Source organism: Amycolatopsis sp. cg13 (assembly GCF_041346965.1).
Lineage (GTDB): Bacteria > Actinomycetota > Actinomycetes > Mycobacteriales > Pseudonocardiaceae > Amycolatopsis.
Genome location: NZ_CP166848.1, coordinates 3,918,568 through 3,932,437 on the forward strand (window position 1 = coordinate 3,918,568; position 13,870 = coordinate 3,932,437).

A 13,870-nucleotide genomic window follows, 5' to 3' on the forward strand; every position below is an offset into this window, starting at 1 on the left:
GATGACTGAACAGACGGGATGCGTCATCGTCGGCGGCGGACCGGCAGGCATGGTGGCGGGCTTGCTCCTGGCCCGAGCAGGTGTCGAAGTGACAGTGCTGGAGAAGCACGCGGACTTCCTCCGCGATTTCCGCGGCGACACCGTCCATCCGTCCACCCTCGCGCTCCTGGACGAACTGGGCCTGGGCGAGAAGTTCGAGGCCCTGCCCCACACGAAGGTGACCACCGTCGGACTCCCGACCCCCGAGGGCGACCCGCTGACCATCGCCGACATGTCGCTGCTGAAGGTCCCCCGCCCCTACGTCGCGATGGTCCCCCAATGGGACTTCCTCGACCTGCTCTCCGAAACAGCGCAGAAGGAGCCGACCTTCACCCTGCGACTGGAAACCGAAATGACCGGCCTCCTCCGCTCCGGCCGCCGGGTCACCGGCGTCCGCTACCGCACCGCGGACGGCACCGAAGGCGAACTGACGGCCAACCTGGTCATCGCCGCCGACGGCCGCTGGTCATTGGCCCGCCGCTCGGCCGGTCTCACCCCGCGCGAGTACTACACCCCGTTCGACGCCTGGTGGTTCCGCCTTTCCCGCAAGGCCGAAGAGGGGGAAGCCACGTTGATGCCGAGGATGAGCAAGCGCCACTTCGCGGTGCCGTTGCCACGCAAGGGTTACTACCAGATCGCCTACCTCGCGCCGAAGGGCAAAGACCTGGGCGAGGCAGGCATCGAAAGCTTCCGCCGCGACGTCATCGAGGTCTGCCCGGAATTCGCCGACCGCGTGCACGAACTGAAGTCCATGGACGACGTCAAGGTCCTCAACGTCCGCCTCAACCGCCTGAACCGCTGGCACGTGGACGGCCTCCTCTGCATCGGCGACGCGGCCCACGCGATGTCGCCGGTAGGCGGCGTCGGAATCAACCTGGCAGTGCAAGACGCCGTCGCCGCCGCGAGGCTGCTGGCCGACCCGCTCCTCCGAGGCAGGCCGACCGAAAAGGATCTCGCCGCCGTCCGCAGCCGTCGCCTCCTGCCGACCGTCGCCGTCCAGGGCCTGCAACGCCTTCTCCACCGCCGCGTGATGGGCCCCGTGATGACCGGCCGCGCCGACGGACCCCCGCCTCAATTGATCACACTGCTCCGGCGCTTCCCGAAACTCTCCCTCGTCCCAGCATTCCTCATCGGCGTAGGCATCCGCCGGGAATCCGCACCAGCCTTCGCCCGCCGCCCAGCAGAACCGGCACACCACTAGCCCAACAACCGATTCGCCACCAACCGGCAACGCCTCTTACCCCGTGACCTGCCACCCGCCACCCACCGGCACGCACCCGCCGGTGGGCCATGGCCTAACAACAGCAACCCGTTTCGCCCTCGGCCGAGCTTTCGTCGCCGACGGCCGCTTCGCCGGATTCGTTCACCGTCGTGGCGACCGGCAACGTGCTGATCCCACCCGGCCAGAGGCCCCCACGCCACCCACCGGCAACCGCGATCCGCTCGCTCAGCAGCCGACCACCCTCGCCACTGAACGGCAACAGCTCCTACCGCTCGGCAGCTAAGTGTCCCCCAGATGCCGTCGCCACCCACCGGCAACAGCACCAACCACCAGCCCAGCGAGCACCCGCCACCGTTTCGCCGCTAAACGGCGACAACCCCGACGACTCGCCAACTGAGCATCAACGACACTCTCGCCACCGACCGACAAGAGCGTCCACTCGCCAGCCGCGAGCCCCAAGTCGCCTCTCGCCGCTAAGCGACCACAGCGAGCCGACCACTCACCAACCCAAGCGCCAGCCGCCGGCAACAGCAGTGACTGCCCACCGCCCGAGCGCTAAGTCGCTTCTCGCCACTCAACGGCAACAGCGCCCATCGCTCACCAACGCGAGCACCAACTCACTTCTCGCCGCTGACCGGCAAAAGCTCCCACCGCTCGCCTACACGAGCACTAACTCACTTCTCGCCACTAAGCGACGACAGCACCTTCTGCTCACGAACGCGAGCACCAAGTCACCTCTGGCCGCTGAACGACAACAGCGACAACCGCTCCCCAACCGGAGCGTCGAGCACCATTCGCCATTCAGCGGCAACGACACCGCCTACCCCAGCACGAGCCGCCAACCCTCACCGCTCAGCGGCAACGGCCCGAGCCACCGCCCGGCCCTCCCCCATGGCCAGAAAACCAACCCGACCAGGGATTCGCCACTAAACGGCAACACTCAAACCACCCGCCGAACCACTGTCGCCAGAAAACGGCGACAGCCAGCTCAGAGGTCCTGCACCGGGTTCGTCAGGGTTCCGAGGCCGTCGATCGTGATGGACACCGACTGCCCGTCGACGATCGGACCGACCCCCTCCGGCGTGCCGGTGAGGATCACGTCGCCGGGCAGAAGCGTCATCACCCGCGACACGAACTCCACCAACTCCGGCACCTTGTGCACGAGATCCGAAGTCCGGCCGTTCTGCTTCAGCTCGCCGTCGACCTCGCTGCGGAGCGCCAGGTCGGACGGGTCGATCGACGTGTCGATCCACGGTCCGAGCGGGCAGAAGGTGTCGAACCCCTTCGCCCGGCCCCACTGGCCGTCGGACTTCTGCAGGTCGCGCGCGCTCACGTCGTTGGCAATCGTGTAACCGAGGATCGCGCTGGCCGCGCGGGCCGCGGGCACGTTCTTGACCGGCTGTCCGATGACGACCGCGAGTTCGCCCTCGAAGTCGACGCGGCCGACGTCCGACGGACGCCGGATCGGAGCGTTCGGCCCGACCACTGTCGTGGACGGCTTGATGAACAGCATCGGCGCGGACGGCACCTCGTTGCCGAGCTCCGCCGCGTGCTTCGCGTAGTTCCGGCCGACGGCGATCACCTTCGACGGCAGGATCGGCGCGAGCAGCCGCACATCGGCGAGCGGCCAGCGCTTGCCGGTGAAGTTCGGCTGGCCGAACGGATGTTCCGCGATCTCGAGGACCTGGGCGTCGTCGCCGTCCCCCTCGATCGAAGCGAACGCGACACCACTGGGATGAGCAATACGAGCTAGACGCACCACGCCAGTCTACGTATACGCACCGACTGTCGCGCACCCCGAGCGTGCGCGACAGTCCCCTTCGCTCGTTTCCGCGCGAAGGGGCCCTCGCACCGGCTCACCGGCGGTGACCGAAATGGCGCGAAAGGACCCTTCACCCAGCAAGCATCGACGGCCCGAACGACCACTCCCCCGCAGCACCAACACGAACGGTCGTCCATAGACCCAAATGTGAGCCGCAATACCCACCACACGATGGAATCCAGGCGCAGACGTCCCAACGAGACCCATCCGCAAGGCTCATCCGCCTACAGCGGCAACCCCCAACTCAGGCACCGACTGCTCCCGCGCCGACGCAACTGTCAGGCTCTTATGGACCAACGCATCACACAACGCCAGCCAGCTCGCCTCGACGATGCTGCCGTGCACCCCCACCGTCGTCCATTCGTGTTCCCTGTCACTAGTTTCGAGCAGCACTCGCGTGACAGCGTCCGTACCTGGGTTCGACGGCAGGATCCGCACCTTGTAATCGGCCAGCTCCATGCTGTCCAACCAGGACAGATACGGCGTCAACGCCTGGCGCAGCGCCGCGTCGAGGGCGTGCACCGGGCCGTTCCCTTCCGCGGTCGCGATGACCCGCTCCCCCGCGACATGCACCTTCACCGTCGCCTCGGAAACAACCTCGCCGTCCGGCCGGTGGTCCAGCACCACCCGATACGACTCCAGTTCGAACGGCGGCGGATCCGACTTCTCGCCGGAGACCTCCTCGACCTCGCGGCGCAGCAACAGCCCCAGCGAGGCATCGGCTGCCTCGAACGACCAGCCTTCCGATTCGAGCGCCTTCACCTTCCGCACCGCGTTCGTGAGTGCGTCAGGCCGGCCGGCAAGGTCGACCCCGAGTTCACGTCCCTTGAGCTCGAGGCTGGCCCTGCCGGCCATCTCCGTGACCAGTACTCGCATGTCGTTGCCGACAGAAGACGGATCGATGTGGTTGTACAACAACGGATCCACCTTGATCGCGCTCGCGTGCAGCCCCGCCTTGTGGGCGAAAGCGGACGACCCGACGTAAGCCTGGTGGGTGTCGGGTGCGAGGTTGGCGATTTCGGCCAAGGCATGGGAGACGCGAGTGAGCTCGGCGGTGCCTCCGGTCGGGAGGACCTCCATTCCGAGCTTGGTCACGAGGTTTCCCGCTACGGCGAACAGGTCGGCATTGCCTGCCCGTTCCCCGTAGCCGTTCGCGGTGCACTGCACGTGCGTCGCGCCGGCCTGCACCGCGGCGACAGAGTTCGCCACGGCACAGGAAGTATCATCCTGACAATGGATTCCAAGCCGGAATCCGGTCTTTTCCTTGATCTCGCCTACGGTTTCGGCAAGTCCCAGCGGCAGCTGGCCACCGTTGGTATCGCACAGCACGAGAACATCCGCGCCGGCATGCGCCGCGGCGTCGAGCACCCGCAGCGAGGTTTCGGGAGAGAAGGCATATCCGTCGAAAAAGTGTTCCGCGTCAAGGAAAACTCGGCGTCCTTCGCCGACAAGGAACGCGACCGTGTCACGCACCATCGCGCACGCCTCATCAACGTCGACCCGCAGCGCGCGCTCGATGTGCCGAAGGTCCGATTTGGCCACCAAAGTGATGACCGGCGCCTCCGAATCCAGAAGCGCCCGGACCTGCGGGTCTTTGTCGGCCGTCGTTCCCGCCTTGCGGGTGGATCCGAACGCGACGAGCGCAGCGTGTTTGAGCGGCAATTCTCCCTTTGCCGCACGGGAAAAGAACTCCGTGTCCTTCGGCAGCGCACCCGGCCATCCGCCCTCGATGAACCCGACACCCAGCTCGTCCAACAGCCGCGCAACGGCCAGTTTGTCCGTGACGGAGTAGGTGATTCCTTCGCGCTGAGCACCGTCGCGCAAAGTGGTGTCGTAGAGGTGGAAGGCATCGCCGAGCGGCGTGCCGGCGGGTTCCGTGCGGGTCACGGTGTTCTCCTTGTGGCGGGGCAGAACCTGGTCCAGGCAACAAAAAAACCTCCCGCATGGGTGCGAGAGGTTGCGCGCCGGTAGCTCTTGTGGAGCGTCTATCCGGCGCGCAAGGCAATAATGATGGAGAGGGCGGTCATGCCGGACATCATGCCACAGCTTCGCCCGGCTTCCAAGCGCCGGGCGAAGCTTCCCACCTTCTGAGAGCCGTCAGCCGGGCAGATTCGCCAGGTAGCGACCGAATTCTTCGACCGCGGCCGCATTTCGCGGCCCCTCCACCAAAGCTGCGTAAGGCAGCGCGAAGAAGCGTCCTTTCTTGACCGCTGGGATGTCGCGCAGGCCGGGACGCGAGCGGAGGAAGTTCTCCTTGTCGGCCACGCTGCCGACCTCGCCGCCGTAGTCGTTGATGAGGATGACGTCCGGCGCGCGCTGGATCACGGCTTCCCAGCTGACGCTCGTCCAACTGTCGTTAAGATCCGCGAAGATGTTGGCACCACCCGATTTGGTGATGATTTCGTCCGGGCCCGCGTTGCGCCCGGAGGTGAATGGCTGGTCACGGCCGTCGTCGTAGAGGAAGACCTTCGGTTTCGGCCGTCCGGCCGGCACCGCGTTCGTGACAGCGGCGACCCGTGCGCGGTACTCTTCGATCAAACGTTCTGCACGATCACTGATTCCGAACATTTTCCCCAAGTTGCGCACATCTGTGTACAGCGCGTCGAGCGGCCGCATGATGCCCCGTTGCTTGCCGCTGCCGTTGCGGCACGCCTCAGTGAGCAAGTAGCTGGAGATGCCCAGCTTCCCGAGGGAATCCGGGGTGAACCCGGTTGCTTCCGAGAAGCCGTAGTTCCAGCCCGCGAACACGAGGTCCGCTCCCGCGCCCTGCACCACCTCACGGTTGATCTTCTCCGCGAGTTTGGGCACCTTGGCGAAATCGGCTTTCCAGGGCGACGATGCCACCCCGCTGGACTGTCCTTTGTCGACCACGTAGCCGGCCATTCGGTCGCCCAAGCCGAGCGCGAACATCAGCTCGGTGATGCCGATGTCATTCGTCACGACCCGAGAAGGAGGTTTGGACACGGTCAACGACGAACCGCAGTTGGTCACCGTCACGGGAAATCCGGCCGGGGACGCTCCGCTGTCCCCTTCGGACACTTGAGCGCCGCATCCGGTGGCGACGAGGGCGACCGTCACGATCAACGCGACTGTCCTACGCATGACTGTCCTCCTGGGACTCGAGCCGGTCGAACAACAACTGCGGACGCCCCGTGGCGGGATGCGGCACCACATGGCCGCGCACCCCGAACACGTCGGCAAGCAAAGCAGGCGTGAGCACCTCGGCCGGGGTTCCGCTCGCGACAAGGCGGCCGTGGTCGAGCACGTGCACCATGTCGCACGCAGCCGCGGCCAGGTTCAAGTCGTGGAGCGCGGCCAGCACCGTCGGCCCGCTGGCGCGAGCGAGCGCCAGGACCTCGAGCTGGTGCCGGATGTCGAGGTGGTTGGTCGGCTCGTCGAGCACCAGGAGCCGTGGCTGCTGGGCGAGTGCGCGCGCGATCAGCACGCGTTGCCGCTCGCCGCCGGACAAGGTGAGCACGCCTCGATCGGCCAGGTGCGCCAAGCCGACTTGATCCAGCGCGGCGGCGCACAACCGATGGTCGGCTGCGCTCATCCGGTCCAGCAGGCCGTGATGCGGCATTCGCCCCATCGCCACCACTTCGGCGACGGTGAAGTCGAACTCCGCATGCGATTCCTGCGCTACGGCGGCGATCGCGCGTGCCCGCTTTCGCGGTGCCATGCCGTCCACCGGCATGCCGTCGACGAGGACTGCGCCGGCCGACAGCTTGAGCACTTGGCAGACGGCGCGCAAAGTCGTCGACTTTCCGCTGCCATTCGGACCGAGCAGTCCGACGAATTGGCCTTGCCGAGCTTCGAGGGTCACGTCGTCGACCAGCTTGCGACCGGCCGCGGTCACGCTGACGCCGTTGAGCGAGAGGTCCATTCACGCACCCCCGAACACGTATGCGCGACGGCGCATCAAGAGCAGGAAGGCCGGTACCCCGACCGCCGCGGTAAGCACCCCGATCGGCAACTCCTCGGGTGCGGCGAGCACCCGCGCCGCGACGTCCACCCACACCAGGAAAACCGCACCGGCAAGCGGGGCGACCGCAAGCACCCGGCGATGATCGGCACCGACGACCAGCCGCACCAGATGCGGAAGGATCAGCCCGACAAATCCGATCGCTCCGCTCACCGCGACCAAAACCCCAGTCATGGCAGCGCAAACAATGAACAGGAGGACGCGCAGCTTTCCGACGTCGACGCCGAGGGTCGTTGCCGCTTCGTCGCCCATGGCGAGCGCGTTGAGCCGGCCGGCCAGCGTCAGCAACAACAACACCCCTCCGACCACCACGATCGCGGCGATCGGCAACGTGCCCCAGCTCGCGCCGGCGAGACTGCCGAGAAGCCAGAACAACGCCGATCGCGCGGCCTCGCCGTTCGGCGCTTGGAAGACAATCACCGTGGTGATCGCGAAAAACCCGTAGGACAGCGTCGTTCCGGTGAGCACCAGACGCAGCGGCGTAAGCCCTTGCCGCGTACGGGCGACGAGATAGACGATCAAGGTCGCGGCGAGCGCAGCTACAAACGCCCCGACCGACAAGGCGTAGATCCCAAGCGATGCGAAGACTCCGAACAACGTCACCGCTGTCGCCCCGACGGATGCACCAGAGGAAATCCCCAGCACATACGGCTCAGCGAGTGCATTGCGCACCATTGCTTGAATCGCGACGCCGACCGTCGACAACCCAGCACCGACGACCACCGCCAACAGAACGCGAGGAAGCCGAAGGTCCCAGATGATCCGGTACTGCCCGACTTCGTCCGGACCGATCGTCCCGCCGAACAACCCGGCGCGGAGAAAGGACGACGTGTGAGTGACCGGCACCGCCACCGTCCCGATCCCGACAGCGATGACGATCGACCCGAGCAACGCGACACCGAGCCCGAGGAGCAACGGCATCAACGGCCGCCGCCGCTGAACGGCAATGGCCGTGACCTGGGATTCGCCGCTCAGCGGCAACGCACCTGGCTGGCTCTCGGATTCGCCGGTCCGCGGCGAAACGAACCCTTCGCGCGCGGATTGGTCTTTCAACGGCGAGACGGCTCGGGCACCGGAGCCGCTCAGATCACGCCCAACCGTGGCGTCGGCCTGCGTCTCATCGATCGGTGGATCTCTGCGACGGAGCACCGCGTTGCCACGAAATGGCGAATCCCCAGCCGCTGCATTGTCCAGACGGCTTAGGTCGGGCGCACCGCCATTGCCGCTCGATGGCGAAGTCGCCGAACCGCTTTCGCCATCCAGCGGCGAAACTGTCGAGGCACCGCCAGCCCGCGAACCCGAACTGGCTGACCAGCCGTCGCCGCTAGGTGGCGAATGATCCGCGGCATCGCCACCACGCGCGGTCGAACAGACCGATGCACCCTCACCGCTCAGCGGCGGAACGTCCGGAACACCGCCGCCAGCTGACCAGCGGCCACGACCGTCCTTCTCATCAAAGAGCGAAGGACCCGAACCGCCAGAGCCGTCCCCCAGCGAACCACCAGACGGCACCGAAGCGCTCTCGCCGCCCAACGGCGAAAGACCGCCGCCCCCAACAACCGCCGACGAAGCCCCGCCGGAACCAGGCGGCGAAACGCCCCCCGAACCACCGTCGCCAAAAACCGGCGAGTCCCCAGCCCCGCCAACCACGGATCCAGGAGAAGCGGAACGTTCTTCAGACGAAGGCGAAGACCAAGACGAAGACACCACCGGCGACGACCCAATCGAGACATTGGGCCCGCAAAAGACGGCAGCCGCCGGCGGCGGGAGTGTCGTCTCCCGCAGACCACGACGGGAGGGGACGAGGTTCGAGGAACCTCCGCCGGTATCGGGCTCGCCTTCGGCTCCCGAAAAACAGGAGCCGAAGGCCTACCGTTGCGGGTCAGCGCCGGATTTCGACCGGCTTCCGCGGCGGGGGTCCGAAAAAACTCAGGACGGGGTCTAGCCGGCCTGACGGGCGTTCGACGAGACCAGCGCCGCGAGGCGGTCGCCGATCGCCTGGGTCGCGCCGGGCGACGACTGGTCGCGCGTGGCGAGATCGAAGGCCACCGAAGCCTCGATGCGCCGCGCCGCTTCCTTCTGGCCCAGGTGGTCCAGCAGGAGCGACACCGACAGCACCGCGGCGGTCGGGTCTGCTAGACCCTGGCCGGCGATGTCCGGCGCGCTGCCGTGCACCGGCTCGAACATGCTCGGGTTCCGGCGCGTGATGTCCAGGTTGCCGCTGGCCGCGAGGCCGATGCCGCCGGTCACCGCGGCCGCGAGGTCGGTGATGATGTCGCCGAAGAGGTTGTCGGTGACCATCACGTCGAACCGCGACGGGTCGGTGACCAGGTGGATCGTGGCGGCGTCCACGTGCGAGTACGCGACGGTGACATCCGGGTGCTCCAGCGAAACCTCTTCGACGATCCGCGACCACAGCGAACCGGCGTGCTCCAGCACGTTGGTCTTGTGGACGAGCGTCAAGTGCTTGCGCGGACGCTCTTCGGCGCGGTTGAACGCGTCCGCGACCACGCGCCGCACGCCGAAGGCCGTGTTGACGCTGACCTCGGTGGCGATCTCGTGCTCGGTGTCCTTGCGCAGCAGGCCGCCGTTGCCCGCGTACGGGCCTTCGGTGCCTTCGCGCACCACGACCATGTCGACGTCCCCGGCGTCGGCCAGCGGGCCGCGCACCCCGGGGTACAGCCGAGCCGGGCGCAGGTTCACGTGGTGGTCCAGTTCGAACCGCAGCCGCAGGAGCAGGCCGCGCTCGAGGATGCCGCTGGGCACCGTCGGGTCGCCGACCGCGCCGAGCAGGATCGCGTCGTGCTGGCGCAGTTCGCCCAGCACCGACTCCGGGAGCAGCTCCCCGGTGGCGTGCCACCGCGAGGCGCCGAGGTCGTAGTTCGTGATCTCCGCCGCCGGTGCTACCTCACCGAGCACCTTGAGCGCCTCGGAGACCACCTCGGGCCCGATCCCGTCCCCTGGGATCACCGCGAGCCGCATCCACACACCTCCGTAGCCCAGGCCACCGGGCGCGCCGATGGCCCATTCGCACAAAAACGCCAGCAGCGGAAGGTTACCGGCCGTAGACAAGGTGCCGTAGCCGCACCACCCTTATGCCGCATCCTCCCACAGGGTGAGACACCCGTTCGGGCGAACGGAAACGGGGGCTTGCCCAGGCCGGACAGCCTTGGCAAGCCCCCGCGTCCCGCGATGCGGCCGCTTCCGCGGCTCACCTCAAGTTCCCCTCAAAGGGTGAACCGGGTCAGCCGCGCGGCACCTCCGATTCGATCCGCACGACCGAGGCGCGCTGCCCGGTCGCGTTGTGGTGCTCGATCGCCAGCAGGCCCTTCGCCTTGTCCCCGGCGACGGCGTCCTTGTTGCGGTTGACCACCAAAGCCGTGCCCGGCTTGGCGACATAGCCCAGCGCCGCGTCGCCGCCGCCCTGGACCGAGTACGCCGGCGCGAGCGCGTCGAACGACAGCGGAGTGCTGACCTGGTCGATCAACCCGTTCGAGGTACCCGGCGCGACGTAGTACCCGGCGGTGCCGACCGTGTAGCTGATCCGGTGCGACGCCTCCTTCGGGTCGATGCCGAGCGCGGCGATGCTGACCGGCAGCACCATCACGTTCGAGTCGAACACGTTGGTGTCGACGTCGCCGAGCTGCCCGTTGATCGCCTGCAGGTCCACCGACGGATTGCCCGGCTTGGTCAGCGACACCGTGTTGACGAGCAGCACGTCCGACCCCGTCGCCTTCGTCACGAAGGTTTCGAAGTCCGGCTTGCCGTCGCCGTTGGTGTCGATGTCCACGAACGGCACCGTGTTGCTGCCGAGGTTCGCGAAATCGCTCCAGGTTGTGATCCCGAACGCCAGCGTCGCGTTCTCCGGCTCCCCCTGCGCCTTGGCGAGCGGGGCCGTCGACGCCGCGCCGATGTAGCGCAGGTCGCCGCCCTTCGCGGTGCGGTTGAGGGTGCAGTCGGACGTGACGTGCGAGTCGCATTCCGGCAGCTGCGGCGATTCGGCCTGCAGTTCGAGCACGCTGATCAGCGAGCGGTACCGCTGGGAGCCGCTGCCCTGATCGATGCCCTTGCCCGCGAGGTTCAGCACGGCCTGGTCGGCGTTCGCGCCGAAGCGCACGCCGCCCGGGGTGGTGATCGCCGAAACCGGCTTCGGCGACGAGTACACGGCCACCCGCAGCGGAACGGTCGCGCCGTTCTTCGGGGTGAACGCGACCCGGCCCGAAGCGTCGGCCACGAACTGGCGGGCGAGCCCGGCCTGCGAAGCCGCCATGGTCGGGTCGAGAACCTTGCGCAGCGCCTTCGGGTCGGTGATCTTCAGCGTCACCTTCACCGTCGCGACGCCACGCGGGTTCAGCTTCACCGAGCTCTTGTCCACTGTGTACTCGACACCAGGCAGGTTGTTGACCGCCTCGTAGCCCACCGAGTACTCAGCGGCCTTGACGCCCTTGTTGACCACCTTGATCGTCTTGCTCAAGGTGACCGGACCGGCCGCCTCGACCGTGCCGAACGTGACGCTGACCGCGCCCGGGTCGTCCTGCACGTACGCGAGAACCTGGTTGTCCAGAGCGGCTTTCGCGTCGATCCGGCCGGCACCGACGCGCTGCGGGCCGTAGGTGTGGCCGGCTCCGTCGGTGATGTCGTGCACCGCGGTGCCCACGACGTCGGCCTTGACCTCTTCGACGCTCCAGTCCGGATGCGCCTGGCGGACCAGCGCCGTGATGCCCGACGTGTGCGGCGCGGCCATCGACGTGCCCGAGATGACCAGACGCTCGTTGCCGCTGCCGCGGAACGCCGACGTGATCGTGTCGCCAGGCGCGGCGAGGTCCGGCTTCACCGACGGACCGCGTCCGCCGCGCGAGGTGAACGAGCTGGGAGTGTCCACGATGGACTGGTCGTAGGTCTGCAGCGTGGTCCGCCCGGCTCCGTAGAGCCGCACGGTGAGCGTGCCCGCGGTCAAGCCCGCCCGCACGGCCTGGGTGGCCTTGCCGGTGAGCTGGAACATCGGAACCGCCGCGTTGCCCGCGATACCCGCGCCGAAATGCTCCACTGTGGACGAAAGCAGCACGCCCTTGGCGCCAGCGGCCTGCGCGTTGTTGGCGCGCGCCGCGGAACCGCACGGCCGGGTGGCGTCGTTGTCGTCCCACTCCAGCCAGGCGATCTTGCCCGCGACCTTTGCCTTGTCCTCAGCCGAATAGGCGGCGCAACCTGCGTTGTTGCCCGCTGAAATCGGCACCACCGGCGCGGTGAGGTCGAGGGTGTCGTAGCCGGTGTACTCCTGGCTGTACTGGCCCGGCTGCTGTCCGGCGGTCGGGGTCTTGACCTCGATCGCGTCCCGCAGTTCGCCCGCGTCGCGGCTGCTGGCCACGGTGAGCGCTTCCGGCGTGTTGCCCGGCGAACCGGCGATGTCGTTGATGTCGCCGCCGTTGCCCGCCGAGATCACCGGCAGCACGTTGTTCTGCGCGAGCTTGCGCACGAACAGCGAGTCCGGGTCGTCCGGCGCGCCGAAGTCGCTGCCCAGCGACAGGTTCACGACGTCGAGGTGGTCGGTGAAGTCGCCGTCGCCGTCCGGGTCGAGCGCCCAGTCCAGCGCCTGCGACGTGACGTTCGTGGAACCCTTGCAGCCGAACACCTTGATCGCGTAGAGCAGCGCCTTCGGCGCGGTGCCCGGCCCGATCCGCATGGCGTCGAGCTTCTTCTTGTTCAGCTTCTTGTAATCGCCGGTGAACGTGCTGCCGTCGGCGTTCACGCCGTAGCCGCCGATCGTGCCCGCGACGTGCGTGCCGTGCTCGCCGCACGCGATCGGGTTGGGGTCCGGTTTCGGCGTCGGCGATCCGGTCTTGCCCGCCGAGTCGTAGTCGTCGCCGACGAGGTCGGTGCCGCCGACCACCTTGGCGCTCGGGAACAACGGAGACGGCTTCGTCCGGTCGACCGCCTTGTACGCCTCGGGCGTGCCGGGGCCGCCGAAGTCGGCGTGGGTGTAGTCGATGCCGTCGTCGATCACGCCGACGCGGATGTTGTCGCCGAACTTGCCGGTTTTCTGCCAGCTGGCAAGCGTGTTGGTGAGCTGTTCGGCGCTGGCGTTGGTGCGGTTCTTCGGCACGACCGTGCGCACAGAGACGACGTCCGGCCGTTCCGCGAGCTGGCGGATCTTGGCCGCGTCGGCGGTGACGACCGCGCCGGGCACCGCGTTGGCCGTCTGCGTGACCAGCTTCGTGCCCGCGTCCGCGGACCGCAGCTGTCCGACGACGGAGCTGACCGCCGCGGCGACGTCGGCCTTAGCCGCCTTCGCCGCCTGCTTGGCCTTCTCCTTGCCCTTGCCCTGCTCCTCCTTGAACGCGTCCACCGCGGGTTTCTTGGCCAGCTCGACGAACGCGGTGATCTGCCCCTGCGCCGCGCTCAGCCGGGGCGAAAGCTTGCCCTGGACCTTGCTCGCGTCGACCTTCGCCGGAGCGACCGGCTCGGCCAGCGGCGCGCTCTGCGCGGACGCCGCGGGAATGGCGACGGCCGCCGCCAGCACCACCGCGGAACCCACGACCACCGAACGGGCAGCCCACCCGGGCAACCGGGTTCTGCTCATGTGAGTAACCCCTTCTCGAGGCCCGGATCACGAACCTGCCCGCGCTCCCCACTCGCACCCCCGACGGTGAGCACCGGCGCCGCGCCGTGCTCTCACGGCGCGTGGTTCAGCCTCGCGGCAAGAACCTAGCTGTCCGAAACCCCTACTTTCGTGCGGAAAAAGCTCCGTTACCCGAATGTTGCCGGTCCGGGTGAACAGCAGAACGGCCCCTCTCCCGGAGTCCGGGAA

At 67.7% G+C, this 13,870-nt stretch carries 8 protein-coding genes and 1 riboswitch; of the genes, 1 reads left to right on the forward strand and 7 read right to left on the reverse strand.

The genetic code is table 11. The features are described from left to right. Position 1: 1 nt before the first annotated feature. A complete protein-coding gene (locus AB5I40_RS17865; protein WP_370939640.1) occupies positions 2-1,240 on the forward strand; it encodes an FAD-dependent oxidoreductase in 1,239 nt (412 codons plus the stop codon). Between the two features lie 1,009 nt (positions 1,241-2,249). On the opposite strand, the gene AB5I40_RS17870 is transcribed toward AB5I40_RS17865, so the two are convergent. The 7 genes from AB5I40_RS17870 to AB5I40_RS17900 form a co-directional block, all read right to left on the reverse strand. Beyond that, positions 2,250-3,020 carry a fumarylacetoacetate hydrolase family protein gene (locus AB5I40_RS17870; RefSeq protein ID WP_370939641.1) on the reverse strand — a complete coding sequence of 257 codons (771 nt, stop codon included), beginning with the start codon at positions 3,018-3,020 and terminating at the stop codon, positions 2,250-2,252. 279 nt (positions 3,021-3,299) lie between these two features. Continuing rightward, positions 3,300-4,970: a citramalate synthase gene (cimA, locus tag AB5I40_RS17875; protein ID WP_370939642.1), complete on the reverse strand. Its 1,671-nt coding sequence runs from the start codon at positions 4,968-4,970 to the stop codon at positions 3,300-3,302. Between the two features lie 210 nt (positions 4,971-5,180). After that, complete coding sequence (locus AB5I40_RS17880; protein ID WP_370939643.1) at positions 5,181-6,185, reverse strand: ABC transporter substrate-binding protein; 1,005 nt, start codon at positions 6,183-6,185, stop codon at positions 5,181-5,183. After that, on the reverse strand, positions 6,178-6,966 hold the full coding sequence (locus AB5I40_RS17885) for an ABC transporter ATP-binding protein (protein WP_370939645.1): 789 nt from the start codon (positions 6,964-6,966) through the stop codon (positions 6,178-6,180). The genes AB5I40_RS17880 and AB5I40_RS17885 overlap by 8 nt, the downstream gene beginning before the upstream one ends. Next, positions 6,967-7,986 carry a FecCD family ABC transporter permease gene (locus AB5I40_RS17890; protein ID WP_370940543.1) on the reverse strand — a complete coding sequence of 340 codons (1,020 nt, stop codon included), beginning with the start codon at positions 7,984-7,986 and terminating at the stop codon, positions 6,967-6,969. A gap of 881 nt (positions 7,987-8,867) precedes the next feature. Further along, a riboswitch (cobalamin riboswitch) is annotated at positions 8,868-9,020 on the reverse strand. Then, positions 9,007-10,047: a 3-isopropylmalate dehydrogenase gene (locus tag AB5I40_RS17895; protein ID WP_037811756.1), complete on the reverse strand. Its 1,041-nt coding sequence runs from the start codon at positions 10,045-10,047 to the stop codon at positions 9,007-9,009. Its footprint overlaps the riboswitch before it by 14 nt. A 262-nt stretch (positions 10,048-10,309) precedes the next feature. Next, the gene (locus tag AB5I40_RS17900) at positions 10,310-13,642 is read right to left on the reverse strand and encodes a S8 family serine peptidase (RefSeq protein WP_370939646.1); all 3,333 of its coding nucleotides are present in this window, start codon (positions 13,640-13,642) and stop codon (positions 10,310-10,312) included. Positions 13,643-13,870: the final 228 nt, after the last annotated feature.

Excerpts from the sequence above, each read along its gene's own strand:
- AB5I40_RS17900 (WP_370939646.1), bottom strand. The coding sequence starts at position 13,642 with ATGAGCAGAACCCGGTTGCCCGGGTGGGCTGCCCGTTCGGTGGTCGTG.
- AB5I40_RS17890 (WP_370940543.1), bottom strand. The coding sequence starts at position 7,986 with ATGCCGTTGCTCCTCGGGCTCGGTGTCGCGTTGCTCGGGTCGATCGTC.
- AB5I40_RS17895 (WP_037811756.1), bottom strand. The coding sequence starts at position 10,047 with ATGCGGCTCGCGGTGATCCCAGGGGACGGGATCGGGCCCGAGGTGGTC.
- AB5I40_RS17865 (WP_370939640.1), top strand. The coding sequence starts at position 2 with ATGACTGAACAGACGGGATGCGTCATCGTCGGCGGCGGACCGGCAGGC.
- AB5I40_RS17885 (WP_370939645.1), bottom strand. The coding sequence starts at position 6,966 with ATGGACCTCTCGCTCAACGGCGTCAGCGTGACCGCGGCCGGTCGCAAG.
- AB5I40_RS17880 (WP_370939643.1), bottom strand. The coding sequence starts at position 6,185 with ATGCGTAGGACAGTCGCGTTGATCGTGACGGTCGCCCTCGTCGCCACC.